This window comes from Microlunatus aurantiacus, assembly GCF_039536605.1.
GTDB lineage: Bacteria > Actinomycetota > Actinomycetes > Propionibacteriales > Propionibacteriaceae > Microlunatus > Microlunatus aurantiacus.
Genome location: NZ_BAAAYX010000014.1, coordinates 1 through 24,259, shown reverse-complemented (window position 1 = coordinate 24,259; position 24,259 = coordinate 1). Strand labels below are relative to the sequence as shown.

24 protein-coding genes are annotated in these 24,259 nt (G+C 72.0%); 7 read left to right on the top strand and 17 right to left on the bottom strand.

The features are described from left to right. Nucleotides 1-115: 115 nt before the first annotated feature. Both ABD714_RS16945 and ABD714_RS16940 read left to right on the top strand, forming a co-directional pair. Nucleotides 116-958: a class I SAM-dependent methyltransferase gene (locus tag ABD714_RS16945; protein ID WP_344813622.1), complete on the top strand. Its 843-nt coding sequence runs from the start codon at nucleotides 116-118 to the stop codon at nucleotides 956-958. Between the two features lie 140 nt (nucleotides 959-1,098). Further along, entirely contained in the window at nucleotides 1,099-1,299 is a 201-nt protein-coding gene (locus tag ABD714_RS16940; protein WP_344813621.1) for a hypothetical protein, read from the top strand. 40 nt (nucleotides 1,300-1,339) lie between these two features. Here the strand turns inward: ABD714_RS16940 and ABD714_RS16935 are convergent, their stop codons facing one another. Beyond that, on the bottom strand, nucleotides 1,340-2,218 hold the full coding sequence (locus tag ABD714_RS16935) for a GNAT family N-acetyltransferase (RefSeq protein ID WP_344813620.1): 879 nt from the start codon (nucleotides 2,216-2,218) through the stop codon (nucleotides 1,340-1,342). 57 nt (nucleotides 2,219-2,275) lie between these two features. Further along, nucleotides 2,276-3,421, bottom strand: coding sequence for a flavodoxin-dependent (E)-4-hydroxy-3-methylbut-2-enyl-diphosphate synthase (gene ispG / locus ABD714_RS16930; RefSeq protein WP_344813619.1), 1,146 nt, complete (start codon nucleotides 3,419-3,421; stop codon nucleotides 2,276-2,278). Between the two features lie 188 nt (nucleotides 3,422-3,609). Here ispG and ABD714_RS16925 point away from each other — a divergent pair, with 188 nt between their 5' ends. Beyond that, the gene (locus ABD714_RS16925) at nucleotides 3,610-4,194 is read left to right on the top strand and encodes a DinB family protein (protein ID WP_344813618.1); all 585 of its coding nucleotides are present in this window, start codon (nucleotides 3,610-3,612) and stop codon (nucleotides 4,192-4,194) included. 14 nt (nucleotides 4,195-4,208) lie between these two features. Here the strand turns inward: ABD714_RS16925 and ABD714_RS16920 are convergent, their stop codons facing one another. Continuing rightward, on the bottom strand, nucleotides 4,209-5,045 hold the full coding sequence (locus ABD714_RS16920; RefSeq protein WP_344813617.1) for an alpha/beta fold hydrolase: 837 nt from the start codon (nucleotides 5,043-5,045) through the stop codon (nucleotides 4,209-4,211). Between the two features lie 35 nt (nucleotides 5,046-5,080). Between ABD714_RS16920 and ABD714_RS16915 the strand changes: the two genes are divergently transcribed. After that, a complete protein-coding gene (locus ABD714_RS16915) occupies nucleotides 5,081-5,677 on the top strand; it encodes a TetR/AcrR family transcriptional regulator (protein ID WP_344813616.1) in 597 nt (198 codons plus the stop codon). Nucleotides 5,678-5,695: 18 nt separating this feature from the next. On the opposite strand, the gene ABD714_RS16910 is transcribed toward ABD714_RS16915, so the two are convergent. Further along, nucleotides 5,696-6,994 carry a M50 family metallopeptidase gene (locus ABD714_RS16910; protein WP_344813615.1) on the bottom strand — a complete coding sequence of 433 codons (1,299 nt, stop codon included), beginning with the start codon at nucleotides 6,992-6,994 and terminating at the stop codon, nucleotides 5,696-5,698. Beyond that, the gene (gene dxr, locus ABD714_RS16905; RefSeq protein ID WP_344813614.1) at nucleotides 6,995-8,260 is read right to left on the bottom strand and encodes a 1-deoxy-D-xylulose-5-phosphate reductoisomerase; all 1,266 of its coding nucleotides are present in this window, start codon (nucleotides 8,258-8,260) and stop codon (nucleotides 6,995-6,997) included. An 81-nt stretch (nucleotides 8,261-8,341) separates the two neighbouring features. Between dxr and ABD714_RS16900 the strand changes: the two genes are divergently transcribed. After that, a complete protein-coding gene (locus tag ABD714_RS16900; protein WP_344813613.1) occupies nucleotides 8,342-9,790 on the top strand; it encodes a serine hydrolase domain-containing protein in 1,449 nt (482 codons plus the stop codon). 31 nt (nucleotides 9,791-9,821) lie between these two features. Here the strand turns inward: ABD714_RS16900 and ABD714_RS16895 are convergent, their stop codons facing one another. Then, nucleotides 9,822-10,796 carry a cation diffusion facilitator family transporter gene (locus tag ABD714_RS16895; RefSeq protein WP_344813612.1) on the bottom strand — a complete coding sequence of 325 codons (975 nt, stop codon included), beginning with the start codon at nucleotides 10,794-10,796 and terminating at the stop codon, nucleotides 9,822-9,824. 182 nt (nucleotides 10,797-10,978) lie between these two features. On the opposite strand from ABD714_RS16895, the gene ABD714_RS16890 reads away from it, so the two are divergent. Beyond that, complete coding sequence (locus ABD714_RS16890) at nucleotides 10,979-11,563, top strand: hypothetical protein (RefSeq protein WP_344813611.1); 585 nt, start codon at nucleotides 10,979-10,981, stop codon at nucleotides 11,561-11,563. A 29-nt stretch (nucleotides 11,564-11,592) separates the two neighbouring features. Here the strand turns inward: ABD714_RS16890 and malQ are convergent, their stop codons facing one another. After that, nucleotides 11,593-13,713 carry a 4-alpha-glucanotransferase gene (malQ, locus tag ABD714_RS16885; protein WP_425562408.1) on the bottom strand — a complete coding sequence of 707 codons (2,121 nt, stop codon included), beginning with the start codon at nucleotides 13,711-13,713 and terminating at the stop codon, nucleotides 11,593-11,595. Between the two features lie 45 nt (nucleotides 13,714-13,758). Continuing rightward, complete coding sequence (locus ABD714_RS16880; protein WP_344813609.1) at nucleotides 13,759-14,130, bottom strand: hypothetical protein; 372 nt, start codon at nucleotides 14,128-14,130, stop codon at nucleotides 13,759-13,761. 170 nt (nucleotides 14,131-14,300) lie between these two features. Here ABD714_RS16880 and ABD714_RS16875 point away from each other — a divergent pair, with 170 nt between their 5' ends. Then, the gene (locus tag ABD714_RS16875) at nucleotides 14,301-15,017 is read left to right on the top strand and encodes a GNAT family N-acetyltransferase (protein WP_344813608.1); all 717 of its coding nucleotides are present in this window, start codon (nucleotides 14,301-14,303) and stop codon (nucleotides 15,015-15,017) included. A 34-nt stretch (nucleotides 15,018-15,051) separates the two neighbouring features. Here the strand turns inward: ABD714_RS16875 and ABD714_RS16870 are convergent, their stop codons facing one another. From ABD714_RS16870 to ABD714_RS16830, 9 genes are all read right to left on the bottom strand, one after another. Next, nucleotides 15,052-15,915 carry a glycoside hydrolase family 16 protein gene (locus ABD714_RS16870; protein WP_344813607.1) on the bottom strand — a complete coding sequence of 288 codons (864 nt, stop codon included), beginning with the start codon at nucleotides 15,913-15,915 and terminating at the stop codon, nucleotides 15,052-15,054. A 250-nt stretch (nucleotides 15,916-16,165) separates the two neighbouring features. Next, on the bottom strand, nucleotides 16,166-18,118 hold the full coding sequence (locus ABD714_RS16865; protein ID WP_344813606.1) for a YjhG/YagF family D-xylonate dehydratase: 1,953 nt from the start codon (nucleotides 18,116-18,118) through the stop codon (nucleotides 16,166-16,168). Nucleotides 18,119-18,131: 13 nt separating this feature from the next. Beyond that, nucleotides 18,132-19,247, bottom strand: a complete 1,116-nt coding sequence (gene rlmN, locus ABD714_RS16860) for a dual-specificity RNA methyltransferase RlmN (RefSeq protein WP_344813605.1) — start codon at nucleotides 19,245-19,247, stop codon at nucleotides 18,132-18,134. Next, nucleotides 19,244-20,152 carry a phosphatidate cytidylyltransferase gene (locus ABD714_RS16855; RefSeq protein ID WP_344813604.1) on the bottom strand — a complete coding sequence of 303 codons (909 nt, stop codon included), beginning with the start codon at nucleotides 20,150-20,152 and terminating at the stop codon, nucleotides 19,244-19,246. The genes rlmN and ABD714_RS16855 overlap by 4 nt, the downstream gene beginning before the upstream one ends. Nucleotides 20,153-20,199: 47 nt before the next feature. Next, on the bottom strand, nucleotides 20,200-20,721 hold the full coding sequence (gene frr, locus ABD714_RS16850; RefSeq protein ID WP_425562412.1) for a ribosome recycling factor: 522 nt from the start codon (nucleotides 20,719-20,721) through the stop codon (nucleotides 20,200-20,202). A 135-nt stretch (nucleotides 20,722-20,856) separates the two neighbouring features. Continuing rightward, nucleotides 20,857-21,570 (bottom strand): UMP kinase, encoded by a 714-nt coding sequence (pyrH, locus tag ABD714_RS16845; protein ID WP_344813603.1) that lies wholly within the window; start codon nucleotides 21,568-21,570, stop codon nucleotides 20,857-20,859. 44 nt (nucleotides 21,571-21,614) lie between these two features. Further along, nucleotides 21,615-22,433 carry a translation elongation factor Ts gene (gene tsf, locus ABD714_RS16840; RefSeq protein ID WP_344813602.1) on the bottom strand — a complete coding sequence of 273 codons (819 nt, stop codon included), beginning with the start codon at nucleotides 22,431-22,433 and terminating at the stop codon, nucleotides 21,615-21,617. A gap of 129 nt (nucleotides 22,434-22,562) precedes the next feature. Further along, the gene (rpsB, locus tag ABD714_RS16835; RefSeq protein WP_344813601.1) at nucleotides 22,563-23,564 is read right to left on the bottom strand and encodes a 30S ribosomal protein S2; all 1,002 of its coding nucleotides are present in this window, start codon (nucleotides 23,562-23,564) and stop codon (nucleotides 22,563-22,565) included. A 183-nt stretch (nucleotides 23,565-23,747) separates the two neighbouring features. Continuing rightward, on the bottom strand, nucleotides 23,748-24,259 hold a 512-nt coding region (locus tag ABD714_RS16830; RefSeq protein WP_344813600.1), incomplete at its 5' end, for a hypothetical protein.

Genomic DNA, 24,259 nt, shown 5'->3' with positions numbered 1-24,259 from the left:
GTCGGCCGCCACCGACCGGTCCGCCCCGGCGGGCGGGATTGCGCGTCGGCGCCGATGCCCGCCCCCGCCGCTTCTTCCTACGGTTATCGCACCAACCAACCGAATGGAGGACATCGTGACCACCACGACCACCACCACCTCGATCACCGACTCCGACGAGGACCGGGCCCTCAAGGCCAAGCACGCGGCGATGTGGGCGAGCGGCAGCTACCGCACCGTCGTCGACGACGTCGTCGGCGGCCTCGGCGGGCTCCTCGTCGACGCCCTCGACATCCACCCGGGCGAGCGCGTGCTCGACGTCGCCGCCGGGACCGGGTCGTCCGCCCTGCCCGCCACCCGGCGGGGAGCCGACGTCACGGCCACCGACCTCACCCCGGAGCTCCTCGACGTGGGACGGGCTGCCGCCGCCGCGGAGGGGCTGGAACTCCACTGGCAGACCGCTGACGCGGAGGCGCTGCCGTTCGCGGACGGGACGTTCGACGTCGTCCTGTCGGCCATCGGGGTGATGTTCGCGCCGCACCATCAGCAGGCCGCTGACGAGCTGGTCCGGGTGTGCGCACCCGGCGGGCGGATCGGCGTGCTGAGCTGGACGCCGGAAGGGTTCATCGGGCAGGTGTTCGCCGTGATGAAGCCGTACGCCCCGCCGCCCCCGCCCGGTGCCTCACCCGCGCCGCTGTGGGGTCGGGCCGACCACGTGCACAGCCTGCTCGGTGACCGGGTGACGCACCTGGTCGCGCACCAGCAGACCCTCCGGGTCGACAGGTTCAGCGACGGCGTCGAGTTCCGCGAGTTCATGAAGACGAACTACGGCCCGACCCTCGCCGTCTACCGCTTCCTCGCCGACGACCCGGCACGGGTGGCCGCGCTGGACGCGGATCTGGCGGACCTGGGGGACCGGTTCCTGCAGGACGGGGTCATGGACTGGGAGTACCTCCTGGTCACCGCGCGTCGGGTCTGACGTCACCGTCACGACTGCCGCCCCCACCCACGGACCCGTCCGTGGGTGGGGACCCGGCTCACCCGCTCCACACCCCTCGACCGGACCACCGGACCACCGGACAGCCCACCACCTGCCTCACCACCAGAAAGGACGTCGCCGTGTTCCCGCCCGATCGTCACGACCTGCCGCTCGACTCCCTCGACGTCAGCCGACAGGCGGCGGAACGGTCCGCCGTGCTGGCGGCTGTCCGGGAGCAGCGCCGGCGGCAGCCCCGGGCCGCACCCACCGGACAGCGGTCCTCGCTGGCGACCGGGCTCGGGCTCCTCGACGGCTGGCTCCGGCGCCGTCGGCTCTCCTGAGCAGCTTGTGCGGCGCTCGGGAGTGACCCGGCCCCGGCGTTCAGTAGTGGATCGTGGCGAACTCGCCGACCTCCGCGAACCCCACCCGCAGGTAGGTCGCGCGGGCGGGCCGGTTGAAGTCGTTGACGTAGAGACTCACGGTCGGGGCGATCGACTGCGCGAGCCGCACGACCGCGGCCATCGCCGGGGCGGCCAGCCCCCGACCGCGCAGCGCCGGGTCCAACCAGACCCCCTGGACCTGGCAGACCGCGCCGGCGACGGAGCCGACGTCGGCCTTGAAGACCACCCGGCCGTCCTGGATCAGCCCGAAGGCGCGGCCGGTGGTGATCAGCTGCCGGACGTAGAACCGGTAGCCGGCCGGGTTGCCCTGGACCGGGGAGACGCCGACCTCCTCGGTGTACATCTTCACGGCGGCCTCGTAGTAGCTGTCCCAGTGCTCGAGGCTCATCCGCCGGACACCCGGGTCGGGGTCGATCTGCGGGGCGCCGGAGATCGACATCACCGGCTGGCTGGGCCGGACGTCCCGGACCTTGCTCCACGGGGTGCCCCAGCGCTCCGCCAGCCGCCGCCACAGGTCGAGGGCCACACCGGACGGCCCGATGATCGAGAAGCAGGTGCGTTCGGGCCCGGCGAACTCGGCCCAGGCGGCGACCGCCTCCGTGTCGGCGTTCACCGGCACCAGGTTGGCCCCCGCGTGGCAGAGGGCCCTCAGCTCGCCGTCCCGTTCGTACCCCCAGACGGGGCAGCCCAGGCTCGACGCCTCCACCCCGGCGGCCCGGATCCGGGAGCCCACGAACACGTTCTCGATGGGGCGCAGGGCGAGCAGCCGCAGGACCTCGGGCAGATCCGTACGGTCCAGGACCCGCACCCGCCCGACACCACCGCCGGTGGTCGACAACGGGGGGCGCAGGGCGGTCACGTCAGAGCACGCTACCGGTTGGCCGGCCGACGGTGGTCACGAGCGGAGGCTCGCCGGTCAGCCGACGCTGACCGACGGAGATCCCTCACCGGCCGGCATCTCCTCGGCCAGCCGCAGCGCCTCCTCGATCAGGGTCTCGACGATGTCGGACTCCTTGACCGTCTTGATCACCTCACCGCGGACGAAGATCTGACCCTTGCCGTTGCCGGAGGCGACCCCCAGGTCGGCCTCGCGGGCCTCCCCCGGCCCGTTCACGACACACCCCATGACGGCGACCCGCAGCGGCACCTCGAGGCCCTCCAGACCCGCGGTGACGGCGTCGGCCAGCTTGTAGACGTCGACCTGGGCCCGGCCGCAGGACGGGCAGGAGACGATCTCCAGCTTGCGGGGCCGCAGGTTGAGCGACTGCAGGATCTGCAGACCGACCTTGACCTCCTCGACCGGCGGGGCCGACAGCGAGACGCGGATGGTGTCGCCGATCCCGCGGCTGAGCAGCGAGCCGAAGGCCACCGACGACTTGATCGTTCCCTGGAACGCCGGACCGGCCTCGGTGACGCCGAGGTGCAGCGGGTAGTCGCAGGCCTCACTCAGCATCTCGTACGCCCGCACCATGATCACCGGGTCGTTGTGCTTGACGCTGATCTTGAAGTCCCGGAACCCGTGCTCCTCGAACAGGCTCGCCTCCCACAGCGCCGACTCGACCAGGGCCTCGGGCGTCGCCTTGCCGTGCTTGGCCAGCAGCCGCTTGTCCAGCGAGCCGGCGTTGACACCGATCCGGATCGACGTGCCGTGATCCCGCGCCGCGGCGGCGATCTCCTTGACCTGGTCGTCGAAGGCGCGGATGTTGCCCGGGTTGACCCGCACCGCGGCGCAGCCCGCCTCGATGGCGGCGAAGACGTACTTGGGTTGGAAGTGGATGTCGGCGATCACGGGGATCTGCGACTTGTGCGCGATGGCCGGGAGCGCGTCGGCGTCGTCCTGGCTGGGCACGGCCACCCGGACGATGTCGCAGCCGGTGGCGGTCAGCTCGGCGATCTGCTGCAACGTGGCGTTGATGTCGGAGGTCAACGTCGTGGTCATGGACTGCACGCTGACCGGGGCGTCACCGCCGACCATGACCTTGCCGACCTTGATCTGGCGGGTCGGGCGGCGCGGGGCCAGCACGGGCGGAGGCATGGGCGGGAGCCCGAGATCGATACTCATGTCTGCTCCAGCGTAGCCCCGGGGTCCTCCTCGCGAGCGATCGCGAGCGGAGCGCCGGATCTGTCAGCACGACTGAGGGAGCGGACACGCCTTTCGTCCGCGAGCGAGGGAGGACGACAGATCCCTCAGCGCGCAGCGAACAGCGAGTGAGGACAACGCCGTCGGTGGCCGGGGCTAGCGTCGACCGGGTGACCGACATCACCCCCACCCTCAAGGACACCCTGCAGCGCTACCTGCGCAAGGAGCGGTCCGCGCTGCTGGCCACGCTCGACGGCCTGGAGGAGCGGCAGATCCGTTGGCCGTTCACGCCCACCGGCACCAACCTGCTGGGTCTCGTCAAGCACACGGCCAGCGTCAGCCTCGGCTACTTCGGCGAGACGTTCGGTCGCGACCACGGTCAGGCGCTGCCGTGGTTCGACGACGACGCCCGGGAGAACGACGACCTGTGGGCGACCGCCGGGGAGACCCGGGAGCAGATCGTCAGCCTGTACGAGGCCTCCGCGCGCGAGGCGGACGCGACGATCGCGGCCCTGGACCTGGACTCACCGGGGCGGGTGCCCTGGTGGGGCGAGCACGGCGACGTGACCCTCGGCCGGATCCTGGTGCACATGATCGCCGAGACCGCTCACCACGCCGGTCACGCCGACATCGTCCGCGAGATGCTGCTCGGCACGGCTCCGGACGCGGACCCGAACCTGCCGGGCTGGGACGCCGGGCAGTGGGCCGCCTACCGCTCGGGTCTGGAGGAGATCGCCGCCTCGGCCGGCGCCTGACCCCCGACCCGTACTCACCCCCGGGACCAGAACGCACGCAGCTCCCGGGCCAGGGCAGCGGGCTGCTCCAGGGGCACCAGGGTGCGCGACCCCGGGATCGTCACCGCGGTCGCGGACGGGGTCAGGGCCGCGGCAGCGGCCGCGGCCCCGGGCGTCCAGTCGCCCCGGTCGTCGCCGGCGACGTACAGGCAGGGAACGGCGATGTCGGCCAGCCCGGACGTGACGTCGGCACGGTCGACGATGAAGGACCGCAGGGCCAGCGCCAGGCTGCGCCGGGTGGGGGTGCCCACGCTGCCGAGGACCGCGGTACGGATCCCCGGGTCGGCGGCCGACGCCTCGGTCAGCAGGGCCGTCAGGATCGCGGCGCGGACGGGCCCGACCGGACCGAGCCACCGCAGCATCGGTGCGAGGAGGCGGATCTGCCGCCGCAGGGCCGGCGGGACCGGCTCGGTCGGGGCGCTGACGGCAGCCAGGCTGCGGAGCAGCCCGGGCCGCCGGGCGAGCTCGTACCCGACGTGACCGCCGAACGCGTTGCCCACCCAGTCCACCGGACCGTCCAGACCCAGGTCGGCCGCGTGCGCTCCGGTCAGCAGGTCCTGGGCGGCGTCGGCGGCCTCGGCGATCGTGCTCCGGCGGCCGAGTGGCTCGCTGGCCCCCAGACCGGGACCGTCGACGACCACGAGGCGGCGACCGGGCAGCAAGGGCAGCAACGGGTCGAAGGTGCGGCCGTCGACGAACATCGACGGCCACAGCACCGTGGCCGGGCCCGTGCCGAGCACGCGGACGTGGAGGCGCCCCAGTCGGGTGGGCACCCGGTGGGTCTCCTGGGTGCGGGCGGGTGGTGTGGACATCGGCGCTCCTCGACTTTGATGTTAGCCTAACTAACGTGAATACGAGAAGGTACCAGATGTCGAGGCGCGCCGACTCCGTCACCGACACCGGGGATCGGATCGTCGACGCGCTGCTCGCCCGGTTCGGCGCCCTGCCCTACGACCGGATCCGGCTGGAGGACGTCGCGGCCGACGCCGGGGTGAGCCTGCAGACGGTGATCCGACGGTTCGGGAGCAAGGCGGGTCTGGTCACCGCGATGGCCGGACGGGAGCTCACCCGCATCGCCGGGACCCGGGAGCAGCACCGCGGCGAACCCGCCACCCGGGTGGTGGCCGACCTGGTCGCCCACTACGAGCGGTACGGCGACCTCATCCTCAAGGTCTACGCCGAGGCGGCCCAGGTCGAGGGGCTGGGCGAGATCGCCCGGAGCGGCCGCGCGTACCACGTGCAGTGGTGCGAGGAGGCGTTCGCGCCTGCGCTCGAGCACCTCACGGACGCCTCGCTGCTCCGCCGGCGGCGGGCCCAGCTGGTGGCCCTCTGCGACGCCACGACCTGGCGGATCCTGCGGCGGGACGCCGGTCTGGAGCCGGCCGAGATCGAGACGGCGCTGCTGGAGCTGATCGCACCGCTGCTCGCCGAGGACGACGGGTGACCGTCGACCGCCCGGCCCTCAGAACAGGCGGATCGGGTCGATCAGGTCGGCCAGGATCAACACGATGCCGGAGACCAGGATGATCCCGCCGACCGCGTACGCGACCGGCAGCATCCGCGCCGTGTCGACGTAGCCGGGATCCGGTCGCCCGCGGAGCCGGGCCAGCAGCTTCTTCAGACCCTCGTAGAGGGCCCCCAGGATGTGGCCACCGTCCAGCGGGAGCAGCGGGATGAAGTTGAACAGGGCGACGAACAGGTTCACCGAGCCGAGCAGCATGAACATGGTGGCGACCTTGTCGGCCGCGCCGATCTTGTCGGTCGAGGCCACCTCGCCCGCGGCGCGACTGGCCCCCACGATGCTCATCGGCCCGTAGATGTCGCGCGGCTTGCCGGTCACCAGGTTCGCGGCGGTGAAGTAGACCTTCGCAGGAAAGGCCAGCAGGGCGTGGCCCGTCTGCTCGGCCATGGTGACCATGTCGCCGAGGACCACGACGGGCCCGCCCCGCTCGCGCTGCACGACCGGCTCGACTCCGAAGAACCCGGCCGCGACCCGCTTGCCCGGGTCCCAGCGGTCCGGCACGCCGGTGATCACCGTGGTCACCGGCGTGAGCTGCACGTCGCGGCCGTCGCGTCGCACGGTGATCTGCGCGGGCTGGTCCAGGTTGGCCCGGATCAGCAACGACATCTCGTCCCAGTCGCTCACCGGCCGGCCGTTGAACGCGACGACGGTGTCACCGGGCTGGATCCCGGACGCGTACGCCGGCGTCTTCGGCTTGCCCGCGCAGTCGTCCGTCGGCTCGCCCACGGCGACGATGCACTCCTGGACCCGGTTCACGGTGAGCTGGGTCCGGTTGACCCCGTACGTCGCCGTGACGCCCAGGATGATGACGAAGGCCAGCAGGATGTTCATCATCGGGCCGCCGGCCATGATGATGAGCTTCTGCCAGACCTTCTTCTGGTAGAACAGCCGGCCGTCGTCCTCGGGCCGGATGGTCTCCCACTCGGCCTCCCGGGCATTGTCGGCCAGCGACTGGAAGATGCCGGTGCGGGCCGAGCGGACCTGCCCCGGGTTGTCCTTGGCCGGCGGGTACATGCCGACGAAGCGGACGTAGCCCCCCAGCGGGACGGCCTTGAAGCCGTACTCGGTCTCGCCGCGGAACCGGGACCACACGGTGCGGCCGAAGCCGACGAAGTACTGCGTCGTGCGGACGTCGAAGATCTTGCCGGGCACCAGGTGGCCGATCTCGTGCAGGGCGATCGAGGCCATCACCAGGACGAAGAACAGCACGGCGCCGAGACCGTAGACCAGGTAGTCCATCTAGCGTCCGTGCTCCCTCTCCGCGATGGCGGACACCACCTGACGGGCCCGCTGGCGCGCCCAGGTGTCGGCCGCCAGCACGCGCTCGAGGGTGAGCTCGTCGTCCGGCGACCACACCGAGCGTACGTCGTCGGGGGTCGCCGTCACCTGCTCACCGGAGCTCGGCGTCACGTGCTCGTCGAGGACCGCGACCACCACGTCGACGATGCCGAGGAAGCCGAGGTCGCCGGCGTGGAAGGCCTCGACCGCCTCCTCGTTGGCGGCGTTGTAGACCGCCGGAGCGGTGCCGCTAAGCCGCCCGGCCCGGCGCGCCAGCTCGACCGCCGGGAACGCCTCGTCGTCCAGCGGCTCGAACGTCCAGGTCGCGGCGGTCGACCAGTCGCAGGACCGAGCCGCCCCGGGGATGCGCTCGGGCCAGCCCAGACCCAGCGCGATCGGCAGCTTCATGTCCGGTGGGGAGCACTGGGCCAGCGTGGAGCCGTCCACGAACTGCACCATCGAGTGCACCACCGACTGCGGGTGCACGACCACGTCGATCCGGTCCAGGTCGACCCCGTAGAGCAGGTGCGCCTCCAGCAGCTCCAGCCCCTTGTTGATCAGCGTGGCGCTGTTCGTCGTGATCACCCGCCCCATCGCCCAGGTCGGGTGCGCCAGCGCCTGCTCGGGGGTGACGTCGCGCATCTGCTCCCGGGTGAGCCCGCGGAACGGACCCCCGCTGGCGGTCAGGACCAGACGGTCGACCTCGGCGGCGGTTCCGCCGCGCAGCGCCTGGGCCAGGGCGGAGTGCTCGGAGTCGACGGCGACGATCTGACCCGGCTGCGCGGCGCCCGTGACCAGGGCGCCGCCGACGACCAGCGACTCCTTGTTGGCCAGGGCCAGGATCCGGCCGGCCTCCAGGGCGGCCAACGTGGGACGCAGCCCGGCCGAGCCGGTGATGCCGTTCAGCACCACGTCGCAGGGGACCTTCGCGAGCTCGGTGGCGGCGTCGGGTCCGGCGATGATGCGGGGCAGCCTCGCCTCGCCGGTGGCCCAGCCGCGCCGCGAGGCCTCGGCGTAGAAGGCGAGCTGGAGGTCCTGCACCATCGTCGACCGGGTGACCGCGACGACAGCGACCCCGGCCTCCAGGGCCTGCCGCGCCAGCAGCTCGATCTGACCGCCGCCGGCGCCCAGCCCGACCACCCGGAAGCGGTCCGGTGCCGCAGCGATCACCTCCAGCGCCTGCGTACCGATGGAGCCGGTGCTGCCCAGGATGACCACGTCGCGCACCGGGTCAGTCTGGCAGCATCCCGGCACCGGGGGCTGAGTGCGTGACGTCGCACCGTCGGAGGCACGTCCTAGGCTCGGGTCATGCCGTTCACCGCGTTCCCCCGCAGCACCCCCAGCGCCCAGGGCGTCGACGCCGCCGGCGTCGAGGCGTTCCTGGACCAGATGGCCGTCACCGATGACGTGGAGCTGCACAGCCTGATGCTGCTGCGCAACGGGCACGTGGTCACCGAGGGCTGGTGGGCGCCGTACGCCCCGGACCGGGTGCACCTGCTCTACTCGCTGAGCAAGAGCTTCGCCTCCACCGCCGCCGGGCTGGCCGTGGCCGAGGGTCTGCTGGACCTGGACCGCACCGTGCTCTCCTACTTCCCCGAGCTGGACGCCGACGTCACCGACGAGCGCAGCCGGTCGATGCTGGTCCGGCACGTGGCGGCGATGGCCAGCGGGCACCACGCCGAGACCATCGAGCAGGCGATCGCGCTCGACCCGGCCGAGCCGGTCCGCGGCTTCCTGCAGATCCCGCCGGAGCACGAGCCGGGCACCTGGTTCGCCTACAACCAGCCGTGCACCTACACGCTGGCCGCCATCGTGCAGCGGGAGTCGGGTCAGGGTCTGGTCGACTACCTGACCCCGCGACTGTTCGAGCCCCTGGGCATCGGGCGGGTCGGCTGGCAGCAGCAGCCGCCGGGCCGCGCCCTGGGCTTCACGGGTCTGCACGCCACCACCGACGCGATCGCCAAGCTGGGTCAGCTCTACCTGCAGCGCGGGTGGTGGGGGGACCGCCGGCTGCTGCCCGAGGAGTGGGTCGAGGAGGCGACCAGCGTGCAGGTCGAGAACCCCCTCGAGGAGAACCCGGACTGGAGCCAGGGCTACGGCTTCCAGTTCTGGATGGCCCGCCACGGGTATCGCGGTGACGGGGCGTACGGGCAGTACTGCATCGTGCTGCCCGAGCAGCAGACCGTGGTGGCCATCACCGGCGCCTCGCTGGACATGCAGACGGTGCTCGACGGGCTGTGGACCCACGTGCTACCTGCCCTGGGCGACGACCACCGCTCCAGCCCGGACCGGACGGCCGCCGACGTGCGGCTGGCCCGGAGGATGACCGCTCTGGCCCTGCCCGCGGCCACCGGCAAGCCGGACCCCGAGGAGACCCCCGAGCGGTGGGAGGACGCCGTGTTCACCCCCCGGGGCGGACGGTGCGAGCACCAGCCCACCCTCACCGCTGTGGAGACGAGCCGAGCTGGCGACGGGTGGCGGATCACCCTGGTCGAGGACGACCGGCGGTTGTCCGGCGTGCTGGGGGGCGACGGCTGGCAGGTCGCCGACGGGCCCGACGCCGAGGGTCGCGACGGGGTGCCGGTCGCGGTCAGCGGCGGCTGGGACGGCGGCCGGCTCGCGGTCGAGGTGCTGTTCCTCGAGACCCCGCACCGGTTGACGGTCCGCTGCGACTCCGAGTACGCGACCTTCACCGCGACCTGGGGCACCGTCCCGCTGCGGGCCGGCACCCTGCAGGACCTGCGCAAGCCGGACTGAGCCCGGTCCGCCCCGGGCGGGCGCGCCCCGCTCAGCGGGGTTCGAGGGACGCCTCGTCGGCGGTGGACAGCGTGAGCACGGCCTCCTCGACGGCGTCGTGGGACTCGATCGACCGCTCGACCCGGCGCAGCCGCACCGCGACGTCGTGCTCGAGCTCGTCGCCCGCGAGATCGACCGCCGCGACCAGGAAGACCCGCTCCGGACCGACGAACTCCAGGTGCAGGTAGGTGACACGGTCGATCTCGGCGGAGGCGAGCAGGTCGGTCAGCACCCGGTTGCGGTAGTCGGTGGGCACCGCCTCGCCGATCAGGAACCGCCGGTTGCGGTTGATCAGCACCACCGCGATCACCCCCAGGAGCACACCGACCAGGATCGAGCCGATCGCGTCCGGCACCGGTGACCCGGTCAGCTGGTGCAGCGCGATGCCCCCGAAGGCGATCAGCAGCCCCACCAGAGCGGCCGCGTCCTCGAAGAACACCGCCCGCAGCGTCGGGTTGGAGGTGTTCAGCACGTACGCCAGGTGCCGCCGCTTCAGCCGGTCCGCGTTCCGGCGGGTCTGCCGGAACGCCTGGGTGAAGGAGATCCCCTCCAGCACGAAGGCGACCGCCAGCACCACGTACGCGATCAGGTAGTCGCTAGCCGGCTCGGGGTTCCGCAGCTCGCTGACCCCGTGGCTGATGGAGACCACAGCGCCGGCGGTGAACAGCCCGAAGGCGGCGAACATCGACCAGACGTACGCCTCCTTGCCGTAGCCCATCGGGTGGCGCACATCGCGCTGCCGCCCGGAGCGGCGCTCCGCGACGAGCAGGAACACCTCGTTGCCGGTGTCCGCCCAGGAGTGGGCGGCCTCGGCCAGCATCGAGGCCGACGAGGTGAGGGAGGCGGCCACCGTCTTGGCCACCGCGATCAACAGGTTGGCGACGAAGGCGACGATGACGGTGATCACGCTGTCCCCACCGCCGCCCCCGCTGGTCGGGGTCGTCGCGCGCGGGTCCGTGTCGTCCATCGCCACCGCCTCGGGAAGCCGACAGCCGGGCAGGCTGTCTGTGGTCTGATCCTCGCAGGCGCCCTCGGCCGTCGACGGGCCGCACAGCCAGTGACAGTCTCCTGACAGGTGCGTCCCAGGGCGGGCCCAGTCGGCCTGCGGATCCTCGTCTGCACTGCATCATCGAAGACAGGAGCTCTCGCGTGCCTCGTTCCACCACGATCGTCGTCGCCTCGGCCGCCGCCGGCGCACTGGCTCTCGGCATCGGCGTCGGCGTCGCCGGTCTCGCCTCGGCCGACCCGACCACCACGCCCTCGCCGAACCCCTCGGCGTCCGCCCCCGCCGATCCCGGTCGGGGCGGCCCCGGCCCCGGGGGGCACCGTGGCGGACCCGGCCGCGGTGCCTTCGAGGGTGACCTGGCCCAGCAGCTCGCCGAGAAGCTGGGCGTCACCGAGGCCAAGGTCACCACGGCGCTGCAGGAGATCCGCGAGGCGAACCGCCCGGCCAAGCCGTCCACCGCGCCGAGCGCCGACCCGAGCGCCAAGCCCACCCGCCCCGATCCCGCAGCCCGTGACGCGGCTCTGGCGAAGGCGCTGGCCGAGAAGCTCGGCCTCGACAGGGCGTTGGTGACCAAGGCCCTCGACGAGATCCGGGTCGCCCGTCAGGCCGACCGGGCTGCCGAGTTGAAGACCCGGCTCGACGCCGCGGTCAAGGCCGGCACGTTGACCCAGGCCGAGGCCGACGCCGTCACCAAGGCCGTCGAGAAGGGCGTGATCGGCGGCCGCTGACCCGGCCGAACCCCGACGCCCTCGGGGGTTCAGTGACCGCCGACGACGCGGAGCAGGTCGCGGGCGCGGCGGTCGGTCAGCACGTCCTCCAACCAGACGGGCTGGCCGTCCGGCCCGCTCAGCGGCACCCGCCAGTTCGGGTACTCGTCGATGGTGCCGGGCTGGTTCTGCACCCGCCGGTCGCCGATCGCGTCTCCCAGCGCCACGCACAGCAGCCGCGACTCGGTCCAGGTGAGATAGCGGTACAGGGCGGCAACGGTCGCCTCCTCGTCCGCCCCGTCGGGCAGCCCGTTGCGGCTGCGCAGGTTGTCCAGCCAGGCGGTGCGCTCGGCCTCGTCGACCGCCAGCTCCTCGGCCAGTGGGCGGGTGAGCACGCCCAGCCGGTCCCGCAGCCGTACGTGGTCGCCGGCCAGGTAGCCCGCCGTGGGCGGCAGGTCGTGGGTGGTCACCGAGGCCAGGCAGTACTCCCGCCACTTGTCCGGAGCCAGCGGTGACTGGTCGCCGTGGAAGTCGAACTCGAACCACAGGATCGAGGTGCCGAGGATGCCCCGCTCCCGCAGGTAGTCCCGCACCCACGGCTCGACCGTGCCCAGGTCCTCCCCCACCACCACGGCACCGGCCCGGTGGGCCTCCAGCGCCAGGATGCCGACCATCGCCTCGTGGTCGTTGCGGACGTAGGTCCCCTTCGTCGGGCCCGCTCCCTCCGGGATCCACCACAACCGAAACAGACCGATCACGTGGTCGACCCGGATGCCGCCCGCGTGCCGCAGGATGGTGCGCACCATCTCCCGGTACGGCGCGTACGCCTGGTCGGCGAGCCGGTCCGGACGCCACGGTGGCTGGCTCCAGTTCTGCCCGTTCTGGTTGTACGGGTCCGGCGGCGCCCCCACCGAGATCCCCTGCGCGTACGTGTCCTTCAACGCCCAGGCGTCGGCGCCGTACGGGTGCACCCCGACGGCGAGGTCGTGCATGATGCCCAGCCCCATGCCGGCCTGCTCGCCGGCCACCTGGGTGGCGGCCAGCTGCTCGTCCATCACCCACTGCAGCCAGCAGACGAAGTCGATCTCGTCGCCGTGCAGGGCACTGAACTCGGCGACCCGGGCCGACGTCGGGTGCTGCAGCTCGGCGGGCCAGTCGGTGAAGTGGGGTCCGTGCTGCTCGCTCAGCACCGCCCACTGCGCGAACCGCTCCAGCCCCTCACCGGCCCGCCGCCGGAAGGTCGAGAACGCGAGCTGGCGACCGGGCGATCGCGGCACCGCGTAGATGAGCCGCAGCGCCTCCCGCTTGGCGGTCCAGGCCGCATCACGCTGGATGGTCTGCCAGGCTTCGGTGGTGTCCAGACCGGCCTTGAGACCGGCCACGACGGCGCGCTGACCCTGGTCCAGGCCGAGCGCCTCGGGGATCCGCTCCGGCCGGATGTAGAGCGGGTTGAAGAAGCGCCGGGTGCTCGGCAGGTAGGGCGACGGCTCCAGCGGCGCCACCGGCTCGGCGGCGTGCAGCGGGTTGATCAGGATGTAGTCGGCGCCGTGCCGCCCGGCGGACCAGACGGCCAGATCGGCGAGATCGGCGAGGTCGCCCACGCCCCAGGAGTCGTGGGAGCGGACGCTGTACAGCTGGGTGGCCAGGCCCCAGGCCCGCCGGTCCCCCTGCCGGGCCGGGACACCCACCCACGCCGGGGTGACGATCAGCGGCATCGCCGCCTCCTGGCCGCCGCTGCGGGCCCGGACCGTGTGGTAGCCGAGCGGCAGGTCGCCGGGGATCTCGAAGCTGGCCTCGCCGACCCAGCGGCCGTCGATCTCGCGCGCCGGGGTCCAGTTCTCCAGCTGGCTCAGCCCCCGCCCCGCCCCGGTCTCCAGCTCGACCCAGATGTCGACCGGGTCCCCGTCGGTGACGTGCACGGCGATCACGTACGGGTGGCCCTCCCGGGTCGCCACGCAGCGCGGCAGCATCCGGGTCCACGGCTCGCGGTGGTGGGCCGCGAGCGCCGCCCAGGCCCGTTCCGTGGTCGAGGCGTCGACGTCCAGGCCGGCCAGCACCGCGATCACGGTCTCGGCGGCCACGGCGACGTGGTGACCCTGCCAGTCCCAGTACTCCGTGGCGATCCCGTACGCCTGCGCCAGCTCGACCAGCGACTCATCCAGTGCACTCACGGGCGCCATCCTGCCGCACCCCGCACGGACGGAGCCTGGAGACGGTCAGGCCGCGGCGCGAGTCCTGCGAGCGGCGATGAACGACCGGACCCCGATCGCGACGTAGACGACGCACACCACGAACAGGATCACGCTGACGATGATGGCGGCCGGCCGCTCGGCGGTGCCGGCGAACAGCTGGCCGATCTTGGCCACGTTCATCAGCGAGCCGAGGGCGCCGAGCAGGGCCACCACGAGCGCGGCGTGGATCGCGTGCCGGCGGAGCGCCTCCCGGCCGGCCAGGGCCGCGCAGATCAGCAGCAGCCCGCCGACGAACGCGGGGATCAGCGCGGTGACGCTGCTGGCCGAGGTGACGATGAAGGCCACCACACCGGTCAGCACCAACAGGGCGCCGGTGATCGTGGTCAGTCTGGGCATGCGGTGCACTCCTTGGTCCGGGCCGACACGCGGTCACGGTCGGGAACCCGGGACCGTACCCGACCGGGCCAACCCCGGGCGAGGACGTCCAGCCGCCGGTCCGATACCGGAACGAGACTCCGATCCCGTAGCCTCCGGCTCAGAATCCACGCTGCAGCAGGGAGATCGAGATGAGCCTGACCGTGCGGGTGGCCACGCCCGAGGACCGGCGGGCCGCCTTCGACACCGTGCTCGCGCCGAGCTTCGTGCTCGACGAGCTCGAGCCGTACGAGGAGTTCGAGACCAAGCTCGAGGACGGCGTCACCACGTTGCTGGTCGGGGTCGACGACGCCTCCGGAGAGGTGGTCGCGGCCGCGGTGTTCGTCAACGTCCGCGCCGCCAGCGCCGTCGTGCTCCGGCAGATGGCGACCCGGGAGGATCTCCGCGGCACCGGTCTGGGGACGGAGCTCTACCACGGCTTCATCGCCACCCTCGAGGAGACCGAGCAGCCGAGTCTGGTGCTGGCCGAGGTCCAGCACCCCGATCACCACGAGGCGCATCCGCGGCACGGCGACCCGCTCTCCCGGCTCCGCTTCTACGACCGCTTCGACGCGCTCATCCTCGACGTGCCCTACTACCAGCCCGCGCTGTCGGCCGGTCAGCAACCGGTGTACGGGCTGCTGCTGCTCGCCCTCTACGTCCGGCCGGATCTCATCAACCCGGCCCGGACCCACCTGGATCCGCCGGAGAACCTGCTGTTCGCCCTGCGCAGCCTGCTGTACGCCGACGGCGACCCCGACGAGGCGGCCGCGGCCAAGCTGCTGGCGGCCGCGTCGGTGTCCCGGGTCCGGCTGGTGCCGACCAGGGACTACGCCTCGGTCACCCCGGGTCTGCCCAGCACGCCGTAGCCGTCGGGCGGTGCCGCGCGACAACAACGAGGGGTCAGCGGCGCTTCCAGACCCGCACGTAGTCGACCTGCATCGTCTGCGGCACCGTGACCGCGGAGCCCGAGACACCGAGGTTCAGGATCAGGTAGTGCGGCTTCGGGGTCACGCCTGACCTCTGGGTGCCCACCTTCTTGCCGTCGTAGTAGAACGTGGCCTTGCCCGGTGCCCAGTCGACCCCGAACGTATGCCAGCCGCCGGAGCCCGGCATGTCGTCGCGCCAGGACTTCGGGTAGGCCCCCACCGAGTGCTTCGTGCCCGTTCCCCAGTGGACGTGCCAGGCCACGTCGTTGCCCGACAGGCACTCCATCACGTCGTACTCACCGTCGGTCCGCCAGTCGTCGCCGTTGAGCCAGAAGGCCGGCCAGTTCGGGCCGCACGACCCGCGCGGGGCGCCCTTCCCGTTGGACGGGGGTAGGTAGATCCGGGCCTCGGCGTAGCCGTAGGAGAACCGGAAGTCGTCACTGGACTGCACCAGACCGGAGGCGTACGGGTAGGTGCGTCCGTTGCTGGCCCGACAGCTCCGCTTCTCGGCCGTGAGGCGCAGGGTCCCCCCGGCGACCCGCACGTTCCGCGGGTCGTAGCAGGAGCGCTCCTCGGTGTTGATCGGCTTCGTCACTGTCGTGTCCGATGGCCCGAGCCAGTTCGGCTGCCAGTTGCCGGTCTTGAGCCGTGAGCCCGAGAAGCCGTCCCAGAAGACCATCCGCCACGACCCACCCACCCCGCGCGGTCGCGGTGTGGCCGCCTCCGCCGAGGGAGCTGATGGCGATGCGGCGGGGGCCACCACGACAGCCGGGAGCAGGGCGACGAGCAGACCCAGCAGTCCGACGAGGACGGCTGACCGGAGCACCGTGGGTGCCATGAGAGTCCCTTCGAGAGCGCGTGACGACACCTGAGCACAACGGCCGAGGGGTCGGCTGTCAAGGTCTGAGCGCGTTCTCGCGGAGCCCAGAGCCGCCTGGCCTGGGCCGGTGAGCACCCTCCAGGACGTCGTCACCCCGGTCACCGCCACCCACCTGCCGGTCCCCGAGAAGGAGGTTCGGGCACGCGGACCGGCGCAGGACCGTGCCCCGACCTCCTGCTCGACCGCGGACTCGATGTTTGCGGCCGGGTCAGGCGCCGTCGGCCAGTCGCGCGGTGATGGCGTCCACGTCGTACACGCAACCGCCCCAGGTGCCGCCGCTGACCTGCTGCAACGCGGCCCACAGGCGGGTGTCCGCGGGCAGGTCGGGGTGCGGTGCCAGGCCCTCGGCGCGGGGCCGAACGGCCAGCTCGATGGCGCCCTCGGCCGGGCTCAGCTCCGCGCCGGGTCGACCGACGAAGTCCAGGGTGCCCGTCAGGCGGCGGGTGTCGATCTCGATCCGGACCATGTCGCCGGTGCGCAGCCGCCCCACCGGTCCCCCGGCCAGCGCCTCCGGGCCGACGTGACCGAGGCAGGCGCCGGTCGACACCCCCGAGAAGCGCGCATCGGTGAGCAGAGCGACCTCACGTCCGAACGGCACGTGCTTCAGCGCCGAGGTCAGCTGGTAGGTCTCCTCCATGCCGGTGCCGGCGGGCCCGCAGCCGATCAGGGCGATCACCTCACCCGCCCGGACCACGCCGGTCTTGATCGCCTCGATCGCGGTGTGCTCGTCGGTGAAGACCCGGGCCGGGCCGGTGAAGCGGTAGACGCCGTCGTCGTCCAGGGATCGGGGGTCGATCGCGGTCGCCTTGACCACCGATCCCTCCGGCGCCAGGTTCCCGACCGGGAAGGCGACCGTGCCGGCCATCCCGACCTCACGGGCCCGGTCGGGCGGGAAGATCACCTCGTCGGGATCGAAGCCCCGGTCGGCCAGGATCTGCCGGAACCGCGTCCGCCGTCCGCTGTCGCGCCACGCGTCCAGGCGCTCCCCCAGTGTCGTCCCCTCCACCACCCGGGCGTCGGTACGCAACAGGCCCAGGTCGCGGAGGTGCAGCATCACCTCCGGCACCCCGCCGGCCAGGTAGACCCGTACGGTCGGGTGCATCACCGGGCCGTTGGGCAGCACCGAGACGATCCGGGGGGTCGACCTGGCCACCTCCAGCCAGTCGGCGGCGGTGGGCCGGCGCAGTCCGGCCGCGTGCGCGATCGCCGGGACGTGCAGCAGCAGGTTGGTGGAGCCACCGAAGGCGGCGTGCACCACCATCGCGTTGTGGACGGCGTCGTCGTCGAGCACGTCGGCGGTGGTCTGACCACGCTCGATCGCCGCAGCCAGCGCCCGCACAGACCGCAGACCGCCCTCCAGCCAGACCGGCTCGCCGGACGGGGCCAGGGCGGTGTGCCCGACGGCCAGGCCGAGGGCCTCGCCCACCACCTGGGCGGTGGCCGCGGTGCCGAGGAACTGGCAGCCGCCGCCCGAGGAGGCGCAGGCGGCGCAACCGAGCGACGCTGCGTCCTCCAGCGAGATGAGTCCGTGCGCGTAGCGGGCACCCAGCGTCTGGATCGTGCCGGCGTCCTCGCCGTGGGCCGGGGGCAGGGTCACCCCACCCGGCACCAGCACCGACGGGATGTCGGGTGCCCCGGCCAGCGCCATCATCATCGCCGGCAGCCCCTTGTCGCAGGTGGCGATGCCGACCACCCCGACCCGGTGCGGCAGCGACCGGATCAACCGGCGCATCACGATGGCGGCGTCGTTGCGGTAGGGCAACGAGTCGAACATCGCCGTGGTGCCCTGCGACCGACCGTCGCACGGGTCCGAGACGAAACCGGCGAAGGGCAGGAAACCCCGCCCGGTCAGCTCCTCGGCCACGGTGGCCGCGATGGTGCCCAGCTCGTAGTGGCCCGTGTGGTACCCCAGCGCAGCGGGTGAGCCGTCCGGTCGTCGCAACCCGCCCTGGGTGGACAGGAGCAGCACCCCGGGGTCTCCGGACCGCTCGGGGTCCGCCCCCATCCCGACGTTCTGGGTCATCCCGAACACGGTGCCGCTGGGGGCGTGGCGCAGCAGCTCGTCGGTCAGCGGCAGGGCGCCGCTCGGGCCGTCCGCCTGCGAGCGGACCTCGTACAGGTCGTCGCGGGCGGACGCGAAGTGCCCCTGACCGTCGCTCACGGGACGAGGGGGCTCACGCGTCCGTGTCCGTCGCCGCCAGCTGACCGCAGGCGCCGTCGATCTCGCGACCGCGGGTGTCGCGGACCGTGACCGGCACCCCCTTGTCGCGCAGCCGGCGGACGAACTCGTCCTCGTCGCGACGCCGCGAAGCCGTCCAGCGCGAGCCCGGGGTCGGGTTGAGCGGGATCAGGTTCACGTGCACCCAGCCCCAGTTGCCCCGCCGCTTGAGCACCTTGGCCAGCAGGTCGGCCCGGAACGCCTGGTCGTTGACGTCGCGGATCAGGATGTACTCGATGGAGACGCGGCGCTTGGTCTGCCGGGCGTACTCCCAGGCGGCGTTGACCACCTCGTCGATGTTCCACCGCGTGTTGATCGGCACCAGCTCGTCGCGCAGCTCGTCGTCGGGGGCGTGCAGCGAGAGCGCCAGGGTCACCGGGATGCCCTCGGTGGCCAGCTGCTGCATCCGGGGCACCAGACCCACGGTGGACACGGTGATACCGCGCGCACTCATGCCGAGTCCGTCCGGGGAGGGCGCCACGAGCTGGCGGACGGCTCCGATGACGGCCTTGTAGTTGGCCATCGGCTCACCCATGCCCATGAACACGACGTTGCTGACCCGGTCGCCGTCGACGTCCCCGCGACGGAGCCGGCGGGCCCCGTCCACGACCTGCTCGACGATCTCGCCCTGGCTCAGGTTGCGCTGCAGGCCGCCCTGACCGGTGGCGCAGAACGGGCAGGCCATCCCGCAGCCGGCCTGGCTGGACACGCACATCGTCACCCGGTCGGGGTAGCGCATCAAGACGCTCTCCACCAGGGCGTTGTCGAACAGCCGCCACAAGGTCTTGACCGTGTCGCCGCCGTCGGCGGTCTGCGTCCGGACCTCGCGCAGCAGCTCGGGCATGAAGGCGGCCGCCAGCGAGGCGCGGACCGTCTCGGGCAGATCGGTCCACTCGCTCGGGTCGGTGCGCAGACCCTCGAAGTAGTGACTGGACAGCTGTCGGGCCCGGAACGCGCGATGGCCGGCCGCCTCCACCTGCTCACGACGCTGCGTGGGAGTCAGGTCGGCCCAGTGCTTCGGCGGCTGACCTCGCCGCGGCGACTCGAGGATCAGCGGCAGCGGTTCGTTCATCCGCCGGGAACCAGTAGGTACATGATGAGCCAGGCTACCGGTGCCGCGACCAGCAGCGAGTCGAGCCGGTCCATCACCCCGCCGTGACCGGGCAACACCGAGCTCATGTCCTTGATGCCCAGGTCGCGCTTGATCAGCGACTCGATCAGATCGCCCATCACGCCGATGCCGACCAGGCAGACGCCCAGGATGATGCCGACCCAGAACGGCTGCTTCAGCGCCAGCACGGTCATCGCGACGGCCGACACCAGACCGAAGAGCATCGAGCCGGCGAAGCCCTCCCACGACTTTTTGGGGCTGATCCTCGGGGCCATCGGGTGCTTGCCGAGCAACACCCCGACGACGTAGCCGCCGGTGTCGCTCATCACCACCACGAGCATGTACGTCACCAGCCGAGACACGCCGTTCTCCCCCGCCAGCATCAGGGCCGCGAAGGAGCCGAGCATCGGCACGTAGCCGATGATCATCAGACTGGCCGCCGTGTCGCCGACGTAGCCGTTGGCCCCCCCGGGGACCCGCCAGATCAGCGCGGCCAGGACGGTCAGGGCCAGGGCCGCCAGCAGCACGCTGGTGGTGGAGAACACGACCGGTCGCTGGATGCCGGCCAGGTAGGAGCCGATCGAGATGGCCATGGTGCCGATGATGATCGGCTGGATGGCCGCCTTCATGCCGTGCCGCTGCAGGGCGTGGTAGAGCTCCAGCGAACCCATGCACAGAGCCACCGCGACCAGCAGCACGAAGGCCGGCTTGAAGAAGATCAGACTGACCACGACGTAGGCACCCAGCACGACGCCGAGACCGATGGCCGCGGGCAGGTTGCGACCGGCCCGGCCGTGGTCGCGCCCCGCCGGGGCCGCCGGCGACGCGTCGCCGGTGGCCGGACCAGGGGTCTCGCTGCTCGCCATGGGTCCTCGCTGAGCTCTCGGGCCTCGTCGGGTCGTGACCTGACGGTCTAGACCTCGAGGAGCTCGGCTTCCTTGTTCTTCAGGATGTCGTCGATCTGGTCGACGTAGGTCTTGGTCACCTGGTCGAGCTGCTTCTCGGCGCGGGCCACCTCGTCCTCGCCGACCTCCTTGTCCTTGACCATCTTGTCCAGGGAGTCCTTGGCCCAGCGGCGGTGGTTGCGCACTGAGATCCGGGCGTCCTCGGCCTTGGTCCGGGCGACCTTGATGTACTCCTTGCGCCGCTCCTCGGTCAGCTGCGGCAGCGAGACGCGGATGACGTTCCCGTCGTTGGACGGGTTCACGCCCAGGTCGGAGTCACGGATCGACTTCTCGATAGCGGTCATCGACGACTTGTCGTACGGGGAGATGAGGACCATCCGGGCGTCCGGCACCTGGAAGCTGGCCAGCTGCTGGAGCGGGGTCTGGGCGCCGTAGTAGTCCGCGGTCAGCTTGGCGAACATCGCCGGGTGGGCCCGACCTGTGCGGATGGCCGCGAAGTCCTCCTTGGCGTGCTCGACCGCGGAGTCCATCTTGAGCTCGGCCTCGGTCAGGATGTCGGGGATCACGGGATCGGCTCCTCAGCACGGGGATCGGGATTGGGGCGGGGATCGGTTCTAGCAGGGTAGTGCGGCCGACCCGAGTGGGGTCACCCCCGGGGCCGGTGGTCAGGCGTGGACGGTCGTCCCGATCCTCTCACCCGCGACGACGGCCACGATGGAGCCGTCGTCGTCCAGGCTGAAGAAGATCATCGGCAGGGCGTAGTCGCGCGCCATGCTGATGGCGGTGGCGTCGGCGACCTTGAGGTCCCGCGCGAGGTACTCGTCGTAGCTCAGGTGGTCGAACTTGATCGCTTCGGGATGGGTCTTCGGGTCGGCGTCGTAGACCCCGTCGACCCCCTGCTTGCCCATCAGCAGCACGTCGGCGCTGATCTCCAGCGCCCGCTGGGCGGCCACGGTGTCGGTGGAGAAGTACGGCATCCCCGAACCGGCGCCGAAGATGACCACGCGGCCCTTCTCCAGGTGCCGCTCGGCGCGGCGCGGGATGTAGGGCTCGGCGACCTGACCCATGGCGATGGCGGTCTGGACCCGGGTCTGCACCCCGGTCTTCTCCAGGAAGTCCTGGAGGGCCAGGCAGTTCATCACCGTGCCCAGCATGCCCATGTAGTCGGCCCGGTCACGGTCCATGCCGCGCTGCTGGAGCTCGGCGCCGCGGAAGAAGTTGCCGCCACCCACGACGATGGCGACCTGGGTGCCCCCCGCGACCACAGCGGCGATCTGCTGGGCCAGCCCACCGACCACGTCGGGGTCGACCCCGACGCGGCCGCCGCCGAACACCTCTCCGGAGAGCTTGAGCAGGACGCGCTTGTACGGACTGGTCATGAGCTCTCCTGGAGACGTGTGGCGGGGTCCGGCCTCGAGATCACTCAGGCAGCGGCTTCGAAGCGGACGAACCGGGTGACCTTCACACCGGCGCTGTCCAGGAGGGTAGCGACCGGCGTCTTGTTGTCGGTCACCGACGGCTGCTTCAGCAGGCAGACGTCCTTGAGGAAGGCGTTCACGCGACCCTCGACGATCATCGGGACCGCCCGCTCGGGCTTGCCCTCCTCCTTGGCCGTGGCCTCGGCGATCCGGCGCTCGTTCTCGAGCAGGTCGGCGGGGACCTCGTCCGGCGTCAGGTACTGCGGCTTCATGGCCGCGACCTGCATGGCGGCGGTGCGGGCCGCGGAGGCGTCGTCACCCTCGTACTGCACCACCACGCCGACCTGCGGCGGCAGGTCGGACGCGCGCTTGTGCAGGTAGACCGCGGTCTGCCCGTCGAAGTAGGCGGCGTTGGCGATCTCGAGCTTCTCGCCGATGGTGGCGGACAGCTCGCTGACGGCCTCGGCCACGGTCTTGCCGGAGGCCAGGGTGGCCGCGTTGGCCGCCTCGACCGAGTCGGCCTTGGCGGCGGCGACGGCCTTGACCACGTCGTCGGCGAGGGCCTGGAACTCGGCGTTCTTGGCCACGAAGTCGGTCTCGGCGCCCAGTTGGACCAGCGCACCCTCGGCGAACACGACCAGGCCGTTGCTGGCGGAGCGCTCGGCGCCCCGCTTGGCGGCCTTGGCCTGCCCGGAGATCCGGAGCAGCTCGGTGGCCTTCTCGAAGTCGCCGTCGGCCTCGGTCAGGGCCTTCTTGGCGTCCATCATCCCGGCGCCGGTGGCGTCCCGGAGCTTCTTGACATCCTGCGCGGAGAATCCCGCCATCAGTTCGTTCCTCATCAGCTTGTCGGTGCTCTCACCCGGGCGCGGGGTTCGCGCCCGGTGAGTGGGTGGGTGGTGACCGGTGCGCGCCGCCTCGCGGCGCGCACCGGTCGGCTGGTGCTCCGGCGAGGCTCAGGCCTCGGTGCGGTGCTCGCCCTGCTCGGTCGGCTGCGCGTCGGCGTCGGCCTCGGCCGCGACCACGGCCGGGATCTCGTCGGCGGGCACCGGAGCGGCGTCGGGGGCCGCGGCCACGGCTTCAGCCTCCTCGTCGAGCGTCTGCACGGCGGGGGTCTCGTCCTCGGTCGACTCGGCCGGGGCCTCGTCGGCAGCGGCCGGAGCGGCGTCGGCCGGAGCCGCCGCCTCGTCCTGGGCGCCCAGGAGCTCGCGCTCCCAGTCGGGCATCGGCTCGGCGCCGGTGCCGGCCTCGGCGCTGCTCTGGCCGCCGGAGCGGGAGACCAGACCATCGGCGACGGCGTCGGCGATCACGCGGGTCAGCAGGGAGACCGACCGGATCGCGTCGTCGTTGCCCGGCACCGCGAAGTCGACCTCGTCAGGATCGCAGTTGGTGTCCAGGATGCCGATCACGGGGATCCGCAGCTTGCGGGCCTCGTCGACGGCCAGGTGCTCCTTCTTGGTGTCCACGATCCACACGGCCTGCGGGGTGCGGGGCATGTCCCGGATGCCGCCGAGGGTCTTCTCCAGCTTCTCCTTCTCGCGGCGGAGACCGAGGAGCTCCTTCTTGGTCAGGCCGGAAGCCGCGACGTCGTCGAAGTCCATGCCCTCCAGCTCCTTGAGCCGCTGGATCCGCTTGGAGATGGTGCCGAAGTTGGTCAGCATGCCGCCCAGCCAGCGCTGGTTCACGAAGGGCATGCCGACGCGGGTGGCCTGCTCGGCGATGGTCTCCTGGGCCTGCTTCTTGGTGCCGATGAACAGCACCTGGCCGCCACGGGAGACGGTCTCCTTGACGAACGCGTAAGCGCGGTCGATGTACGTCAACGACTGCTGCAGGTCGATGATGTAGATGCCGTTGCGCTCGGTGAAGATGAATCTCTTCATCTTCGGGTTCCAGCGACGGGTCTGGTGCCCGAAGTGGACGCCGCTCTCGAGCAGCTGGCGGGTGGTGACGACGGCCATGGCCGCATTCCTTTCCTTACCGGCGTTGGTGCCGGCGTGACGGTTCGTCGGTCCCGAACGGTTCGGGACCGCCTGATGACCACACCTCGTCGCGACTCGACGGAGCGAGACCGTGCGGCGAGGTCCCGATCCGGGGATCGGGCTGTGGACATGCGAAGTCAGCCCTGTGGCAGGGCTGCCGGCCTAGTCTAGCCGATCGCGCGCTGCGTCCCGGTCGCTCACGAGACGGTCCAGGAGCCGACCCGGACCGAGCACCGCGGCACCCACCTCCACCACGCGTCGAGCCAGGTCGCGGTCCGCGGTCACCACGGTCACCGCCGCCCCGTCGGCCACCGCAGCGGTCGCCTCGACCACGATCCGGTCGTCGCCCGCACCGGTGGCGTGCACGACCTCGACGACGGTCCTCGGGTCCTCCGGCCCTCCCCGGCCCGCCGGCACACCGGGCCGAGCCCGACCCTCGAGGACCAGGACGATGCGGTCCGCCAGGCCCACGGTCGCGCCGAGCCGGCGGTGCAACCGCGCCGCCGCACCGGGCCGGTCGCGCCACCAGCCGTCGGGCCGGGACCCGACCACGTTCGCCCCGTCCACCACCAGGACGTCGGTCACCCGGTCACTCGGCACGTCTGCGGTCGGCACACCTCCAGTGGAGCACGTCGAGACCCGGCCGGCGGCCGGCGCGGGGGCGGCCGGCGCGG

What these genes read in the sequence shown, in the direction of transcription:
- ispG (WP_344813619.1), bottom strand. Translation starts at nt 3,421, where the DNA reads ATGAGTATCGATCTCGGGCTCCCGCCCATGCCTCCGCCCGTGCTGGCC.
- ABD714_RS16920 (WP_344813617.1), bottom strand. Translation starts at nt 5,045, where the DNA reads ATGTCCACACCACCCGCCCGCACCCAGGAGACCCACCGGGTGCCCACC.
- ABD714_RS16910 (WP_344813615.1), bottom strand. Translation starts at nt 6,994, where the DNA reads ATGGACTACCTGGTCTACGGTCTCGGCGCCGTGCTGTTCTTCGTCCTG.
- ABD714_RS16900 (WP_344813613.1), top strand. Translation starts at nt 8,342, where the DNA reads ATGCCGTTCACCGCGTTCCCCCGCAGCACCCCCAGCGCCCAGGGCGTC.
- ABD714_RS16895 (WP_344813612.1), bottom strand. Translation starts at nt 10,796, where the DNA reads ATGGACGACACGGACCCGCGCGCGACGACCCCGACCAGCGGGGGCGGC.
- ABD714_RS16880 (WP_344813609.1), bottom strand. Translation starts at nt 14,130, where the DNA reads ATGCCCAGACTGACCACGATCACCGGCGCCCTGTTGGTGCTGACCGGT.
- ABD714_RS16875 (WP_344813608.1), top strand. Translation starts at nt 14,301, where the DNA reads ATGAGCCTGACCGTGCGGGTGGCCACGCCCGAGGACCGGCGGGCCGCC.
- ABD714_RS16870 (WP_344813607.1), bottom strand. Translation starts at nt 15,915, where the DNA reads ATGGCACCCACGGTGCTCCGGTCAGCCGTCCTCGTCGGACTGCTGGGT.
- rlmN (WP_344813605.1), bottom strand. Translation starts at nt 19,247, where the DNA reads ATGAACGAACCGCTGCCGCTGATCCTCGAGTCGCCGCGGCGAGGTCAG.
- ABD714_RS16855 (WP_344813604.1), bottom strand. Translation starts at nt 20,152, where the DNA reads ATGGCGAGCAGCGAGACCCCTGGTCCGGCCACCGGCGACGCGTCGCCG.
- frr (WP_425562412.1), bottom strand. Translation starts at nt 20,721, where the DNA reads ATGGACTCCGCGGTCGAGCACGCCAAGGAGGACTTCGCGGCCATCCGC.
- pyrH (WP_344813603.1), bottom strand. Translation starts at nt 21,570, where the DNA reads ATGACCAGTCCGTACAAGCGCGTCCTGCTCAAGCTCTCCGGAGAGGTG.
- tsf (WP_344813602.1), bottom strand. Translation starts at nt 22,433, where the DNA reads ATGGCGGGATTCTCCGCGCAGGATGTCAAGAAGCTCCGGGACGCCACC.
- rpsB (WP_344813601.1), bottom strand. Translation starts at nt 23,564, where the DNA reads ATGGCCGTCGTCACCACCCGCCAGCTGCTCGAGAGCGGCGTCCACTTC.